Source organism: Desulfotignum balticum DSM 7044 (genome assembly GCF_000421285.1).
Lineage (GTDB): Bacteria > Desulfobacterota > Desulfobacteria > Desulfobacterales > Desulfobacteraceae > Desulfotignum > Desulfotignum balticum.
The window spans coordinates 1,312,688-1,327,744 of record NZ_ATWO01000001.1 but is presented as its reverse complement, the minus strand read 5'-3'; the positions used below and the strand labels follow the sequence as shown (position 1 = coordinate 1,327,744).

12 protein-coding genes are annotated in these 15,057 nt (G+C 55.6%); 1 reads left to right on the top strand and 11 read right to left on the bottom strand.

Translation table 11 applies throughout. The annotated features are described in order from the left end of the window. Genes K365_RS26390 through K365_RS0106710 form a run of 4 tightly spaced genes read right to left on the bottom strand, consistent with a single transcriptional unit; the run spans position 1 to position 6,032 of the window. A complete protein-coding gene (locus K365_RS26390) occupies positions 1-3,216 on the bottom strand; it encodes an ATP-binding protein (RefSeq protein WP_024333978.1) in 3,216 nt (1,071 codons plus the stop codon). Then, the gene (locus K365_RS0106720) at positions 3,206-4,468 is read right to left on the bottom strand and encodes an ABC transporter substrate-binding protein (RefSeq protein WP_051147817.1); all 1,263 of its coding nucleotides are present in this window, start codon (positions 4,466-4,468) and stop codon (positions 3,206-3,208) included. The genes K365_RS26390 and K365_RS0106720 overlap by 11 nt, the downstream gene beginning before the upstream one ends. Further along, the gene (locus tag K365_RS0106715; RefSeq protein ID WP_024333976.1) at positions 4,465-4,887 is read right to left on the bottom strand and encodes a response regulator; all 423 of its coding nucleotides are present in this window, start codon (positions 4,885-4,887) and stop codon (positions 4,465-4,467) included. Before K365_RS0106715 ends, K365_RS0106720 begins: the two co-directional genes overlap by 4 nt. Further along, positions 4,884-6,032: a response regulator gene (locus K365_RS0106710; protein WP_024333975.1), complete on the bottom strand. Its 1,149-nt coding sequence runs from the start codon at positions 6,030-6,032 to the stop codon at positions 4,884-4,886. The genes K365_RS0106715 and K365_RS0106710 overlap by 4 nt, the downstream gene beginning before the upstream one ends. 361 nt (positions 6,033-6,393) lie before the next feature. On the opposite strand from K365_RS0106710, the gene K365_RS0106700 reads away from it, so the two are divergent. Next, on the top strand, positions 6,394-7,791 hold the full coding sequence (locus K365_RS0106700; protein WP_024333974.1) for a sigma-54-dependent transcriptional regulator: 1,398 nt from the start codon (positions 6,394-6,396) through the stop codon (positions 7,789-7,791). A 56-nt stretch (positions 7,792-7,847) separates the two neighbouring features. Here the strand turns inward: K365_RS0106700 and K365_RS0106695 are convergent, their stop codons facing one another. The 7 genes from K365_RS0106695 to K365_RS0106665 form a co-directional block, all read right to left on the bottom strand. Further along, entirely contained in the window at positions 7,848-8,558 is a 711-nt protein-coding gene (locus tag K365_RS0106695) for a hypothetical protein (RefSeq protein WP_024333973.1), read from the bottom strand. 126 nt (positions 8,559-8,684) lie between these two features. Continuing rightward, positions 8,685-9,512, bottom strand: coding sequence for a glutaredoxin family protein (locus K365_RS0106690; RefSeq protein ID WP_024333972.1), 828 nt, complete (start codon positions 9,510-9,512; stop codon positions 8,685-8,687). A 61-nt stretch (positions 9,513-9,573) separates the two neighbouring features. Continuing rightward, on the bottom strand, positions 9,574-11,025 hold the full coding sequence (locus tag K365_RS0106685; RefSeq protein WP_024333971.1) for an aryl-sulfate sulfotransferase: 1,452 nt from the start codon (positions 11,023-11,025) through the stop codon (positions 9,574-9,576). Between the two features lie 160 nt (positions 11,026-11,185). Further along, positions 11,186-12,688, bottom strand: coding sequence for a tripartite tricarboxylate transporter permease (locus K365_RS0106680; protein ID WP_024333970.1), 1,503 nt, complete (start codon positions 12,686-12,688; stop codon positions 11,186-11,188). A 3-nt stretch (positions 12,689-12,691) separates the two neighbouring features. Further along, positions 12,692-13,180: a tripartite tricarboxylate transporter TctB family protein gene (locus K365_RS0106675; protein WP_024333969.1), complete on the bottom strand. Its 489-nt coding sequence runs from the start codon at positions 13,178-13,180 to the stop codon at positions 12,692-12,694. After that, positions 13,177-14,130, bottom strand: a complete 954-nt coding sequence (locus K365_RS0106670; protein WP_024333968.1) for a Bug family tripartite tricarboxylate transporter substrate binding protein — start codon at positions 14,128-14,130, stop codon at positions 13,177-13,179. The genes K365_RS0106675 and K365_RS0106670 overlap by 4 nt, the downstream gene beginning before the upstream one ends. Positions 14,131-14,177: 47 nt before the next feature. Then, positions 14,178-14,912 (bottom strand): FadR/GntR family transcriptional regulator, encoded by a 735-nt coding sequence (locus K365_RS0106665; RefSeq protein ID WP_006965976.1) that lies wholly within the window; start codon positions 14,910-14,912, stop codon positions 14,178-14,180. Positions 14,913-15,057: the final 145 nt, after the last annotated feature.

Below are 15,057 nucleotides of genomic sequence, written 5' to 3'. Positions count from 1 at the left end.
TCATTGCGGTATCACCTGGAGAATGGCATCATAGTCATACCGTTTGACAAGGGTATTGATTTTGCTGGCCACCCCGGCATCAATCGTCTGTATCTTCGGCCTCAGTTTTTCCATTTCCTGGACATCACCGATCTCCACTGCGTTTTGTATGGCCAGAATCAATTCATCCGGCAGCCGGGCCATATCCTCTGCGGTTAACTGGATATGCTCTTTTTTTGTTTTTGATTTGCCGGCATCTATGTCTCTACTTTCATTATCAGCATACACATACTCCAGTTGAAGCACTTTTTTGAGCACTTCAAACACCTCTTCCAGCTTAAACGGCTTGCCGATGAAATTGTCCGAACCGACGTCAAAAATTTTTTTCTTATCTTCGTCAAACATAATCGCAGTGATGGCGATGACGGGAATGTGCGCCGTGGTCTCATCCGCCTTGAGACGGCGGATCGCCTCATACCCGTCCATGACCGGCATGCGGATGTCCATGAACACCGCATGGGGAGACCATGCCGCCGCGATTTCCAGTGCCTGCTCACCATTTTGGGCCGTGCGGATATCGAACCCCAAAGGTGTGAGTATGGACGTCAACAGGATTCGGTTGACTTTCAAATCGTCCACCACCAGAATGCGCTTCAAGTCCGTTCCATGAGCCAGCCCGATGGGAATCTGTGACGGGGTTTTCTTTAGTTTCATCTTGGCGGCAACGGGTTTCACCGGCACATGAAAACGGAAACAGGAACCGCTGCCTTTACTGCTTTCCACTGTCATCCGTCCACCCATCATCTCCACCAGGCGCCGGCTGATGGGCAGTCCCAGCCCGGTGCCACCGATATCACGAATTTCCCTGCCCTGTTCAAACGGCTCAAAGATATGCGCCAGGTCTGTCTGGTCAATCCCGGGGCCGGTATCTTCGACTTCCATTATCAGACACAACCGGTCCGGATCTTCCAGATCTGCTTGCATGCTGACCCGCACGGTTATTTTCCCGGATTCTGTAAACTTGACGGCATTGCCCACCAGGTTGATCAGCACCTGCCGCAGCCTGGCATCGTCACCTGAGACAAGATCCGGTATCCGGTCCGGCTTTTCCAACTGCCACTGCAAGCCTTTGGCCGCCACCTGTAAATGGAACATCTCTGCCACTTCATCCAGCAGGTTCACAAGACTGAATTCAGTTGTCTGTATCGTCACCCGGCCGGCCTCGATTCTGGACATATCCAGGATATCATTGATCAAATCCAGCAGGTGACGGCCGCTGCGAATGATAGTGTTTACCTTTTCCGTCTGATCCGGTGAAAGGGTGGCATCCCTGGCCAGCAAATCACCGAACCCCAGAATGGCACCCAAGGGTGTACGGATCTCGTGACTCATGCTGGACAGAAAGGAGCTTTTGGCCCGGTTGGCGGCTTCCGCTTCATCTCTGGCCTTTTTCAACAATTCTTCCGTTGTTTTACGATCTGTGATATCCAGAAAAATGCCGAACATTTTCAATGGTTGACCGTCATCTGTCCATGCCGATACCCGCCCTCTGTCCAGCACCCATACCCAGTACCCCTCTTTGTGTTTTATACGGTATTCAGAAGAACTGAGAGGCACTTCACCTTTAAAATGGCTTTCAGTCGAATCTTCAACTTGTTTGAGATCATCCGGATGCACATGTTTCCGCCAGAGGTCAATGGATATCGGTCCGAGCTCTTCGGGAGTGTAGCCGAACATCTCGATACAGCGCTCATTGACAGCTCCTTCCCCGGTCTGGACATTCCATTCCCATGTGCCTGTGCAGGTTCCGTCGATAATGGCGTTCAGTCTGGCCCGTTCCTCTTTCAGATCGGTCTCCACCTGTCTTTGTTCGGTGATATCCACGGCAGAACAGACCACAAACTCAACCGTGCCGTTCTTGCGGAGTCTGGGTGTTTTTGTGATGGTTAAAAGCCGGTTTTCACCGGTTGGACCAATCACCCATTCCTCGAAAACGATCTGTCTGGCCGATTCAAATACTTCATGATTGCCGGCCCGGCGAGCATCTGCAATCGCTTCAGGGAAAAGCTCATAAAGATTTTTATAAGCGATATCTTTGGGATGTTTACCGATAAAATCAGCATGGGCCTGGTTCACCAGACCATAGGTGTCATCCGTGGTCAGATACCAGATCTGAACCGGAATAGTATCCAGGAGAATCCGCTGGTTCTGAGCTGCGGCATAGAGTTCTTCCACGGAACGGGTGCTCTCCCCGAGGCGGTCCAGCATCTGATTGATATGGGTTGACAGGTGCTCAATTTCTGTCGGACCGTTGATATCGATGCGTGTGGCTAAATCATCGTGTCCCACAATCTGCCCGAGGGCGGCGGACATGGTTCCCAGCGGCCGGACCGCATTTTTCACCCCATAAAAAAGCAGGACGGCCAGGACAAACATCCCCCCTGCCACCACGGCAAGATCCATGAAAAAGGACCGTTTGGCCTTTGACATCACCTGCCTTTCATCGGACGAAACCCTCACCTCCCGGACCCAGCTGCCCTGTGCCCCTTTGATATGGCCCTGAATCAACCGGTGTTCAGGAGGCTGTTCATGAACCATAAAATCGAATGTCTGACTGCCAAAACCCGTGGTGATGGACACCCTGTCCTGAAAATTCTCCAGGCCCACCAGACCGGCTGTCTCTTCAAAAGTGAGCCGTATTGCCACAGCCCCTTCCCGGGACCCGGGGCCGTACAACGCCACCACCCGGTACAGGGTCAATCCGGTATCATCGATTCTCCGATATTCCGCTTCTTCCCGGGGGTCATCTATCCAGGCAGCCACCTCCGACCTATCTTTCATGAACCGGTTCGAGGCCACCACCCTGCCTTTGTAGTCCAGCAGGGCCAGGGTCCCCATACCGGCAGGCAAACCTTGGACATTCAGGGACTGAAAAAAAACCGGCAGCACCTGGCTGCGCATTTTGACATCCACCAGGCTGTTGATGATCAAACCGTTGTCCGCCAGAAAGGCGGCCTGCCGTCTGATGTCCTCGAAACGAGACGTTGTGGAGTGAAGAATCTGTACCGCCTCAGCATGCAGGCGCTGTGTTTCCATCTGCACATGGTAACGCCGGTTCCGATCATAGGCCAGCCAGGTGAAGAACAGGACCACCAGCAGCAACAGCGGGAAGATACGCATGACCAGATAGGTTGTAAATGGCTGTTTTTTCGTCACGATGATAGGCTTACCTGACATGTACCGGCACCACCTGGCCCTTGTGGTTCAACCGGGCCAGTATGAACGATGCGGGTCCCAGGGCATCATGGCGCTCCGGGGTGAACGGCGGCTGGTAGTCGGCCATCACACCGGCATGCCTGTCCATGGTTTCCAGGGCATTCCGGATGGCTGCTCGGTCGGTGGTACCGGCGTCTTTCACGGCCTTTGCCAGCAGGTGAACCAGATCATAGGCATGGGCCAGTCCCGGGGCCGCAGGTATATCCATGCGATCTTCAATCCCCGGAAACAATTTCCGGTACGCACTGAAGAGTGTATCGGCCCGCCCGGGAAACGGTGGGGCCGCAAAATTGAAGGTCTGCAAAAAACTCAGGGTAACCCTGGTGAGATCATCGGTGATCCGGGAGGCAAACTCCCCGCCGGAAATCCCCCAGTGGGAAATGACCGGCAGCCGCTTTGTTGCCGGCAGGGCTGCCATGGATCGGACCAGCACCTGTCCTTCGGGCGCATTGGCCACCAGCAGCAGGACATCGGCCCCTTCTGCAACCAGGGCCGCCAGCTGGGGCTGCATGTTCCGCACCCCCCAGTTGAACCACTGGACCGAAGCCGCGTCCATGTTCCGGTTCCGGTATTCGATGGCAGCCATCATGGCCTCATGGTTTGACCAGCCCCATCCCGTGTTTTCCAGCAGCAGGCCGGGACGGCGAAAACCACTGTCAAAGGCGGCCTGAACAAGGAATTCCCCGGCAAAACTGTCTCTGACCGACACCCGGAACACAAAATTGGGGTCATACCCGTTGTCCACCACGGGTGTTCCGGCAGCCCAGGGAATCAGGAACGGGATACCCTGTTCATGGACAAAGGGCAGCACTTCCAGTGCCACGGGGGTATGCAGTCCCCCGAGTATTGCCACCAGGTCCGGCATCGCCGCAAGATCTGCCATGTTGTCCTTTGCCCGGGCCGGATTGCCCCGGTGATCTTTCACCGCAAGTGCCAAAAACCGGCCCAGCACCCCTCCGCCGGCATTGATCTCTTCAACGGCGATCCGGGCTCCCCGGTAAATGGATTGCCCGGATTCTGCAGAAGCCGAAGACATGTCCGCATCCAGCCCGATGATAATGGGCGCTATTTCATCCCCGGAAGGCCGGGCATTCGCCTGGATCGCCAGGACTGAAAAAAATACAAAACCCAATACCCCCAGATACAGAATATGGGATATGGGCGACTGTTTCAGCAGATGTCCCGGATCATGAATAAAATGACATTCAATCATAGACTTGTCCTGTTTCGGCTGTGTTCAAGGGCGGTCAGCGCCAGATGGACCTTTATCCGTGCCATCATTGTTTCCAGGGACACCGGCTTCATTACATAATCCACCGCCCCCGCGGTAAATGCCCTGAGCCTGGTTTCCATCTCCGGCAGCGCACTGATAAAGATCACCGGGATCTCCCTGAGCCGCTCATCGCACTGGATCCGCCGGCACACTTCGAACCCGTCCATGTCCGGCATCCGGATATCCAGGAGAATCACATCCGGCTCGACCCTGTCAAGCGCGTTCAAAGCAGCCCGGCCGCTACTGAACAGAAACGTCCGGCCCACCTGCCCCTGAAACAGCTCCCTGAACAGATCCAGATCAGCCGGATCGTCATCGACAATCATCACGCTGCTTCTTGTAATTTTTTTCTGATTCATGGCACCCTCATCAGGCATTCGGGTGGTCCCGACGGCAAAATTTCACATACCTTTCCGTCATCGTTCAACCGTTCCCACAGATCCGCAAACGATGATTCCAGGGAAACAAACGCGGCAACAACAGCAGGATCAAAATGCGTGCCCGCATCTTTTTGAATGATAGCACAGGCTTTTTCATGTGAAAAGGGTTGTTTGTACGGCCGCCGGGACCGGAGGGCATCATAGACATCCGCCACAGCCATGATCCTGGCGCTCAAGGGGATCTTCTCTCCGGAAAGACCATCCGGATACCCTTTGCCGTCCCATCTTTCATGGTGGGACCGCGCAATTTCTATTCCCATGTTGATGAATCCATTTTCTGGATAATTTCTCCTCACACTTTCAAGCGTTTCAGCCCCCAGTACTGTGTGGGTTTTGATTTTTTCGAACTCCTCAGGAGTGAGCTTTCCCGGTTTAAGAAGTATGTTGTCGGCAATGCTCACTTTACCAATATCATGCAAAGGGGCTGCATGATAAATATGGTTGATGAAATCGTCACTGATACAGTGTGCATAACAGGAGTCTTCACCCAGTTTTCCCGCCAGCAGGCCACAGAATTCCCTGGTCCGTTCAATATGGCACCCAGTTTGATCATCCCTGCATTCCGCCAGCTTGGTGACGGCCTTAATGGTAGCCAGCTGGGAAGCGTAGACATCTTTAACCTTTTTCTTTACCAGATTTTCAAGATGAGAATTCTGCCTGGCCAGCCTTCGCTGCAGTTGCTGCACCTTCAACTGGATTTCCACCCGGGCCAGCACCTCCAGTTCTTGAAATGGCTTGCTGATAAAATCAATGCCGCCGCCGTTCAGGGCCTTCAACCTGATATCAATTTCTTTATGTGCACTGACAAATATCACGGGAATCTGCCTGAACCGATCATCTTCCTTGATCTGCCGGCACACCTCAAACCCGTCCATATCCGGCATCTGCACATCCAGCAGAATCAAATCCGGTCGGCACTTTTTAATCGCCTTCAATGCCTGTTTTCCACTGGCCAGTTCCAGGACGCGGTATCCCCTGCCAAAAAGCATTTCCCCCATCAGTGCCAGATTGTCTGGTGTGTCATCCACCACCATGATGGTAGCATTTTCCGCTTCATTTTCCATAAATCATTCTTTCCTTCACGGGATGTTCCATTAACGCTCGTTTTTGATTGAGTGATAATTACGCATTCCAAAGTCCAGCTGTCTCAGACCAGCATCCATCCCCAGATTAACAGCACAAAATATGCCAGAATATCCCCACATTTTTCCGGAAAGGACATGTCAGGCCCCCCGTTGTTCAAGGATGATAGACCTCCCGGACATATTTCTCCGGGAGAACAGACAAAAGATGGAAAACCATCGCCCTTTCAAATTGAAAGCCCCTGTCATTCAGGATGACAGACAAAAAATGCTGACAGGGATAATCAGATGCTTTATATTGCGGAAGAAGCCCTTGAAACCTACTCAATACAACAGGACATGTATGGCTAATCGAAATCCGTTCAAACTGCTGATTGTTGATGACAGACTGGAAATCCACCAATTGATGCGCAGATACTTTGAAAAATATCCCTATGACCTGGTCTTTGCCGATAACGGGCAGCAGGCGCTGGAGCTGTTATCCACCACCTCCGTGGCCCTGATGCTGCTGGATCTGAAAATGCCAGGCATGGACGGACTGACGGTACTCAAAACCGCCAGGCAGATACAGCCGTCACTCCGGGTGATCATGCTCACCGCTCACGGCGGGGTCCAGGAAGCGGTGGCTGCCATGAAACTCGGGGCAGTGGATTTTTTCGAAAAATCAGTGGACCCGGAAATCCTTGGAAGCAAGGTGAACCAGATTCATGAGATGTGGCAGCTGGAGCAGGAAAACCGGCAGCTGAGACGCCGCCTGGACAGCCGGTTCCGTTTTCCCGACATGGTGGGGGAATCTTTTCCCATGCTCAAACTCAAGGACATGATCGCCCGCATCGCTCCCACGGACACGTCTGTTCTGATCCAGGGAGAAAGCGGCACAGGCAAGGAACTGATCGCCCGGGCCATTCATCATCACAGCCAGCGGGCCAGGGGACCGTTTTGTCCAGTGGACTGTGCGGCACTCAATGAAACCGTTGTGGAAAGCGAGCTGTTCGGCCATACCAAAGGGGCATTCACCGGAGCCGACCAGAGCACCCTGGGCCTGTTCCGGTCCGCCGACAAAGGGACCCTATTTCTGGATGAAGTGGGGGAACTGCCTTTGTCCACGCAGGCCAAGCTTTTGCGCACCCTCCAGGAGCGGGTGGTGCGGCCGGTGGGAAGTACCAAAAGTCTTCCCGTGGATATCCGCATCCTGGCCGCCACCAATAAAAACCTGGTGGAAACGGTATCCAGGGGTGAGCTTCGTCAAGACCTTTATTACCGCCTGAATGCCATCACCCTGGAGGCCCCGCCTCTGCGTGACCGGGGCGGGGATATCCTGGTGCTGGCCCGCTTTTTGGCTGGACGATTCTGCCGGGAGGAAGGGCATGTGCCCAAACAGTTTTCCGACCATGCCCAGGCAGCTCTGACCCATTATGACTGGCCGGGCAATGTGCGGGAATTGGAAAACGTGGTCCAGAGCGCCCTGGTGATGAGTGCCGGTGACGCCATCGGTCCTGGGGATCTGTCCATACCCATGACGTCAGCACCACACCCGCCAGGCAATCTGAACGAGCACCCGACCACGATGTCGGACCATCAGGCCCGGATCATCCGGGACACCCTCGAGACCACCGCCGGCAACCGGCGACAGGCCGCGAAAGTTCTGGGGATCAGTGAAGCCACCCTGTACCGGCGCATCAAGCAATACAGCCTCACAGAGGTATTACCCCGTGCAGGCAATTCAGGCCGGTCTGGTTGAGTATTGGGTTTTGGGTGGGGGATCGAGAAAGGCTGGGACAATGTCACCGGAATCACCTACTGATCCCAGTTGACAATATCCATGGTATCGTCTTTGAGGGTCAGGGCATAAATACCCTTGCGGGTCAGGTAGGCGACCAGGCTGTCATCCATATAAAGAGACGAAAACACGGGATATACCTTGCAGCCTTCATATTCAGGAAAATAGTCGAACAGTTCATCGCTTTCGATGAACGCGGCCAGTTTGTCGACATCTCTGGTTTCAGGGGACGATTTGGTCTCATTGAGAATGAAAACACCCTGACATGCGGCAATCACGTCAAACTCTCTTTTCTGCCGGTCCCCTTTCAGACTTTTTTTCCGGACCCGCACCGCAAAATAATCCAGGTCGTCACACCCGAAATAGGTTTGAGCGATCCGCGGGATATTAGGGGCCACGACATCTTCCACCAGGGTGCCCATTTTGTTGGCCAGGTCCCCCCACTGCCGGTTCATTGTGATGAGCTGTTTTTTCGACCAGTCCTTGTACTCGCCCATTTCATCCTTGAATACCGACATTTCAATTTTGAAATCCCGCATCTCGTTCTTGAACTTCAACATCTCATCCTTGAACATCAACATGTCGTTCTTGAACTCCCGCATTTCGTCCTTGAACTCCCGCATTTCTCTGGACAATGTTTGCAGAGACATCTCCGTTTTAAGCTGGGAATAGGCAAGCTGGGCCATGGTTTCTTCCAGATACGATAATTTTTCGGCGGTTGAACTCATGGGAGCCTCCTTGTCGGCTTGTTTACATGACACTGGAACCAGTCTGAACCTGATTTCAAAATACTGGAATAAGTCGGGACTGTCAATAGCAGGGGACTGACCCGGCAGATCCGCTGGCGGGCCGGATCATGCCGGCTTCCATATATCGGCCATCACCATGAACCTTCGGCAAAGGGTGCGGTATTTGAACAGCTGGGGCGGGGTCAGTGGTGCCAGACCGCTATCTTTTCGAGGTGCTAAGGGCTGAATGAAAAACGGATGTTTTTTGCTGCCCGTGGCGGTTTCCACCAGCCGGGCGGCCTGGCCCGCCTCCTCCGGGGTGATGGAAACGCCTGGCCCCTGGGGCGTGGAAACCGGCCGGACCGGCAGAAGCAGGGTATAGTCTTTCACCGATGTAAGCAAAGACAGGCTGGCCGACAGGTCTGCTTCATCCAGGGGCAGGCCCGTGAGATCTTCGTAACGGGAGGCCGGGCCATGGAGGGTGAACACCATTTTGTCGCACAGCCCTTCCGTGATCACGGATGTCAGGATATGGGGATTTCTGCCGCAGGTATCGATCTGGATGTTCAGGCCTTTCTGCTTGAGAAACCGAAGCAGGGCCAGAAAATCGGAGCCGTCCGGCAGGGGCCGGGCAGACAGGTCCAGACCGCTGATCCATCCATGGGGGGAGTGGTCCAGTGTCACAAAGGAATCCAGAGCCACGCCTGCCTGCAAAAACGCCAGCACCGGTCCCAGCCCCTGGACAACGGTTTTACCCGTGAACAGGATGGGAAAAGCGATCCCGTCCGGACCCCGGGTAACCGCACTCCGATGGTCTCTGTAAAACTGTTTGAAACCGTCCTTTCCCTGGCCAAGCGCATCTTTTGTTTCATAGGACAGGCCGCGTTCATCCATGAAAGCCGCGGCCATGCGGCACCGGACACACCCGGTGGCGGAAAACAATGTCGTGTTCATCGATGTATTCCCTGGGTTGTTCTTATCCATTTCATGCCCCAAAAACCGGCGGTGTACTGGATCATTTTTTATCAGCAAGCCCGGCGTCCGTGTCCGAGACCACACACAGGGCCGAGGAATTCTGGAACGGCAGCACCCCTGCCACGGATACCTGGGACCTCGGGCCTTTGGGCTGTGAATTGGGCACCCGGAACGTGGTGATATCCAGCGGTTCTATGGCCACCTCTTTGGGCGGATCTTGCTGGGGGACATATGCATAGGGATACCGGTAGGCCCGGTAGACCATGTTCATCTTGAAATGTTGCCCCCAGTAGGGGGAGATATATTCCCACACCAGTTCGTGGGAGGCCGTGACCTCGATGATCCGGCCGCCGCTGCCTTCGGTGATCAGGGTGTTGCCGTTGGGAAGGCGCTGGGCCGAACTGATGAATGGGCTGTAGAACCGGTTGCTGTCCGTGGGATGCACCAGTCCGGCCTCCTGGGGGGTATACTGCCACACGATTTTAAGGGTGACCGGGTCGAACTCCAGCACCCGGGAGTAGTCGCGCAGCGCGTTCTTGGCACCCGTGGGACTGCCCGGATGGCAGCTGCCGTACCCGGCCCATCCCCCGTTGTCAAACACCAGGATATTGCCCTCTCCGGGCAGGCCTTTCGGGATCATGTGGGCATGGTGCTGGCCGATGATCCATCCCAGGCGGCTCTCAGGCGTATAATCATAATCAGGCCCCACCTTCCACACCACCTCTCCGGTCTGTTTGCTCACGATAAAGATGATGTTGGTCTCCCGGCCGTCGGCAATGATATTTTCCGGATGGAACCGCGTATCCCCGCTGTCGTACCATTTGTTGGGACCCAGAAGCGACATGCTGTTCAGATGCATCCAGTCCCCCATGCCCCCGCCGCAGGGCCGCATGTTGGGATCCCGGCACAGGATGTTCTTTGCATCCTCCCGGAACCCGAACTCGTCAAAGTGCTCGCTGCACACCCATTCCCACAGAATATCCCCGTCCCAGGAGATCTCGTAGATCACGTCGTCCAGCAACGGCTTGTCCGAAATCTTGGAGCACACCAAATTTTTGTGCCCCAGAATCAGGGTGTTGCCCTGATCGGTTTCAGCCGGCATCCCGGGCACGTAATACCCCACGGGGTTGCCCTGGCGCTGGTAATCGTGATGGACCCTTGCCATCCACTGAGGGTCTTCTCCCGGGTCCTCGATATATTCATACTGGTTGAACGCCCAGGCAATATTGCCGTCCCAGTCCACCTGGATCAGGTCCCGGTAGTCCTGCATGCTGTACCGGGTGTTGCGTTCCCCGGTGTGTCCGATCACGTACCCGCCCTCAAGCAGCTTGTTGGGGAACCCGTGCAGGCCTTTCCACAGTTTGACCTCTCCGCCGTTCATGTCGATCAGCAGGGCACCCAGCTCCTTGGCCTGGAACAGGGTGTATCCGTTAAACGCCTTTTGGGGATCATATACCGTGGTGCCCGTGGGATAGATGGTGGGATAACTCATTTGTTTTCTCCTTGCAGATGTTTCTTAACGATAGGGGTGTTGCACTTGTTGTTTGGGTGAAAGTTTTAAGTTTTAAGTTTTAAGTGTTTTAAGCGGATATTTGATGGCGGTCTGCATGCAGGGTCATTGTTTGCGGTGGTCTTTCAGGCCATGGGTGTTGTTAAGAGGGTGGCCGGGCCTTTTTCCGGGCTTTGCGGAAATCCCGGATCAGAGGGACCGCAATGGTAAGCAGGGTCAGGGCCAGCAGGACCAGGCAGATGGGCCGCTGGAACAGGATCATCAGGCTGCCGTCCCCCAGGCTCAGGGTCTGGCGCAACCGGTTTTCCATGATCTCTCCCAGCACCACCCCCATGACCAGGGTCACCACGGGCCAGCCCATCCGCAGCAGCACATACCCCAGCACCCCCATGACAATGGCGACCCCGGCATCAAATAACCGGGTATTCACCGCATAGATCCCCACCATGGAAACCACCATGATCACCACGGCCAGCAGGCGTCCCGGCACTTTTACGATCATGGCAAAGGGCCGCAGCCAGATCATGAGCATGGCAAAGGCTGCCACATTGATGAGCAGCATGGAAAAATACAGGGTGGAAATCAGCACCGGTTCCTTGACCAGCAGCAACGGCCCGGGATAGATGCCGTTGATAGTGAACACCCCCAGCAGCACGGCACTCAACGCATCTCCCGGAATCCCTAAGGTAAGCAGCGGGATCATGGCCCCGGCCGGAACGGCATTGTTGCCGGCTTCCGAGGCGATGCACCCTTCCGGGGTGCCGTGGCCGAATCGCTCTTTTTCAGGGGACAGCCGTTTGGCGGTGTCATAGGACAGAAAAGAAGCCAGGATCGACCCCGTGCCCGGCAGCAGTCCCACAAAGGTGCCGATCACCCCGGACCGGACCAGGGTTTTCCAGTACTTCAGCGCGGCCCACAGCTGGGAAAAATCCAGGGTGGAACGGCTCAGATGCACATGATCGGTCTTCATGATGTTCTGCTCCACCAAAATCAGGGTCTGGCCGATGCCGAACAGCCCCAGGCAGATGGGGACGATATCCAGGCCGTTCTGCATGGCCAGGGTCCCGAACACATACCGCTCGCTCAGGGTGGTGCCGTCGATTCCCACCGTGGAAAACCAGAATCCTAAGCCCAAAAGCATGATGCCGCGTCCCAGCTGGGACCGGAACGCCATCACCACCAGGACCACCCCGAACAGGGCCACGGTAAAATATTCGGGCGGCCCGAAACTGGCTGCCACATGGGCCAGGACCGGGGCCAGAAACATAAGAATCAGCACACTGATGACCCCGCCCCCGAAAGACCCCAGCAGGGCCGCGGACAGGGCCGCCTGGGCCTGGCCCTTCTGGGTCAGGGGATAGCCGTCAAAACTGGTGACAATGGAGGAAGGCACTCCGGGCGTGCGCAGGAGCACCGCCGGGATGGCCCCGCCGAAATATCCGCCGCAGAACACGCCGAGCAGCAGGGACAAAGCAATGTCCGGAGGAAAGGAAAAGGTGAAGGGCAGCAGCACCACCATCCCCACCATGGGACCTAAGCCCGGCAGAATCCCCACCACCACCCCCACAAACGAACCGAACACCAGGGCGGCCAGATTGGCCAGGGAAAACGCGGCATAAAACCCGTCCAGCATATGTGCAAACATGGCCTACTCCGTGAAAAAAACCATTACCAACGGTTCGGGAAACCAGACCCCTAAAAACTGTTTGAATATCACTGTCAGGATAACGGTCACCAGCAGCGGCACCAGGATCATCTTGACCCGGGAATCCTGGCCCACCAGCTTCAGGGCCACTCCCAGAAACACCAGGGTGGATATTTCCAGGCCGAAGACCACAAGGCCGCCCAGAAACAGCACCAGGCAGGCCAGCACTTTTGCCGCCTGCACGGGCCGGCCCAGACCGTCCAGATACCATCGGGCATCCCCGGGTCTGATCAGCCGTATCAGTGACGGCACGGATCCTGCCAGGATCAGGCCCAGGGTGATCAATGGAAACAGCAGAGGCCCTTTGTAGAAAGGATCCGGCCCAGTGGTGTCCACCAGCCAGGGGGACACCACCAGCAGGGCCAGAGCCGCAATACCCAGCACCGATCCCAGCAGATCATGGGTTCGGCTGTTCAGGGGGTTGGACTTCATTCAATGATCCCGAGATCCTTCATAATGGCACCGAAATTGGCCAGCTCACTGTCCATCTGTTTTCTGGCTGCCGCAGGACCGGTGGGATGGGGAATCACGCCCACATTCCGGATCACTTTCTGAATTTCCGGCCGGGCCATCACCTTGAAAAAAGTGTCACTGAGCTGACTGGCGATATCGTCCGGGGTCTGTGCCGGCACAAATGCCCCGAACCAGATGGAATAGGCATCGCCAAATCCCTGTTCCGCCACCGTGGCGACATCCGGATAATCCGGGAGCCGGTCAGGCAGCATGCAGGCCAGGATCTTCATTTTTCCGGACTCCACATAATCTTTGACACCGGGAATGGAAAAGGTGATCACATCTGCATCCCCTTTGACCACCAGCAGGGGGTTCAGGTCTTTATAGGCGGTCTCTTTCCATTGGAACCCCCCGATTTTGGCTGCGTTCATGGCAATCAGGGTGGGCACGGCTCCCAGGCCCCAGTGGGCCAGTTTCAGTTCATGGGTTCTGCCGTATTCCGCCAGTTCCTTAAGGTTGCTGTAGGGGGCATCGGTCCGACACGCCAGGGTGAACGGTGAAGACCACACCAGCCCCAGAGGCTTGAGATCCTCATTTGTGTAAGGGGTTTTCCCCCGCAGCACCTGGGTGATCATGGGGCCGATGGAGATCAGGCCCATGGTGTATCCGTCCGGCCGGCTGTTTCTCAGCTCGTTGGTCGCCAGGACGGCACCGCCGCCCGGTTTGTTCACCACTTTCACCGGCACGCCCAGTTCATCGGACATCATCGGGGCCATGGCCGAAGCCACCATGGTGGACGGGTCATTTCCCGCCGGCCAGGGGATCATGATCATAATGGGTTTTTTGGGCCAGGCCGCCAGGCAGATACCGGGCAGGGCCAGGGCAAAGAACATGACAACCAGCATCAGACTTGCAATCTTGTTTTTCATGACATGCCATCCTTTTTTTGTTAGCTCGGGTTGACCGTTACGCCTGGTTATGGTTCAGGCGGTGATTGTTTATTTTGCGCCTCTTTTTGAATCATCCCGTCCAGGGTGTCGAAATGATCCGCCATCACACTGGCGGCCCGGGCCGTGTCCCGGTCCCGGATACATTCATAAAACAGGCGGTTGTAGGTCAGGTCCTGTTTTGCAGTTTCCATGTCCGGGGTTTTGGCCAGCACCTGCTGGAACACATGGACCAGAGAGGCCATGAGTGCGGAGATAAACGGATTGTGGCAGGCATCGGCAATGAGCGTGTGAAAGGAGATGGCCCGGGTCTGGTCCGGGGAACCTGCATCGATGGATTGCGCCACCCGGTCAATGCACTCGGCCATGGCAGCCAGATCGTCTTCGGTGCGCCGGTCTGCGGCCAGGGCTGCCAGGCCCGGCTCCAGAATCCGCCGCAGCTCCGCCAGATCCGATGCCGTGACATTCCCGAACAAATAGGCATTGGTGACCACGTCCATGATCTTTTCCGGACCCGGGGCCGCCACAAAACTGCCGCCGAACACCCCTCTTTTCTTTTGGATCAGGCCTTCGGCCTCCATTTCCCGCAACGCTTCCCGGGCCGATGCCTTGCTCACCCGGTATTTGGCCGCGATTTCCACTTCCGGGGGAAATTTGTCCCCCGGCCTGAAATGCCCGTCCAGAATCGCCTGCTTCAACACGGTCCGGATCTGATCAGATACCCGCTCCTTGCGGATCACTGCGTCCTGCAAACAATCGGGCATGGATATGGTCCTTTCTAAAGGTCAGTCTTTTAAAAGTCAGTCTTTTTATACCGATCTCAGATTCATATCGGTTTGTCAAGAAAAAAATCAAAGAAACCGCATCCCGGTCCGGCAGTGGGTATGTTCAAACGCCCTTTTACAGTAT

Excerpts from the sequence above, each read along its gene's own strand:
- K365_RS26390 (WP_024333978.1), bottom strand. The coding sequence starts at position 3,216 with ATGTCAGGTAAGCCTATCATCGTGACGAAAAAACAGCCATTTACAACC.
- K365_RS0106720 (WP_051147817.1), bottom strand. The coding sequence starts at position 4,468 with ATGATTGAATGTCATTTTATTCATGATCCGGGACATCTGCTGAAACAG.
- K365_RS0106700 (WP_024333974.1), top strand. The coding sequence starts at position 6,394 with ATGGCTAATCGAAATCCGTTCAAACTGCTGATTGTTGATGACAGACTG.
- K365_RS0106680 (WP_024333970.1), bottom strand. The coding sequence starts at position 12,688 with ATGTTTGCACATATGCTGGACGGGTTTTATGCCGCGTTTTCCCTGGCC.
- K365_RS0106690 (WP_024333972.1), bottom strand. The coding sequence starts at position 9,512 with ATGAACACGACATTGTTTTCCGCCACCGGGTGTGTCCGGTGCCGCATG.
- K365_RS0106685 (WP_024333971.1), bottom strand. The coding sequence starts at position 11,025 with ATGAGTTATCCCACCATCTATCCCACGGGCACCACGGTATATGATCCC.
- K365_RS0106710 (WP_024333975.1), bottom strand. The coding sequence starts at position 6,032 with ATGGAAAATGAAGCGGAAAATGCTACCATCATGGTGGTGGATGACACA.
- K365_RS0106715 (WP_024333976.1), bottom strand. The coding sequence starts at position 4,887 with ATGAATCAGAAAAAAATTACAAGAAGCAGCGTGATGATTGTCGATGAC.
- K365_RS0106665 (WP_006965976.1), bottom strand. The coding sequence starts at position 14,912 with ATGCCCGATTGTTTGCAGGACGCAGTGATCCGCAAGGAGCGGGTATCT.
- K365_RS0106695 (WP_024333973.1), bottom strand. The coding sequence starts at position 8,558 with ATGAGTTCAACCGCCGAAAAATTATCGTATCTGGAAGAAACCATGGCC.
- K365_RS0106675 (WP_024333969.1), bottom strand. The coding sequence starts at position 13,180 with ATGAAGTCCAACCCCCTGAACAGCCGAACCCATGATCTGCTGGGATCG.
- K365_RS0106670 (WP_024333968.1), bottom strand. The coding sequence starts at position 14,130 with ATGAAAAACAAGATTGCAAGTCTGATGCTGGTTGTCATGTTCTTTGCC.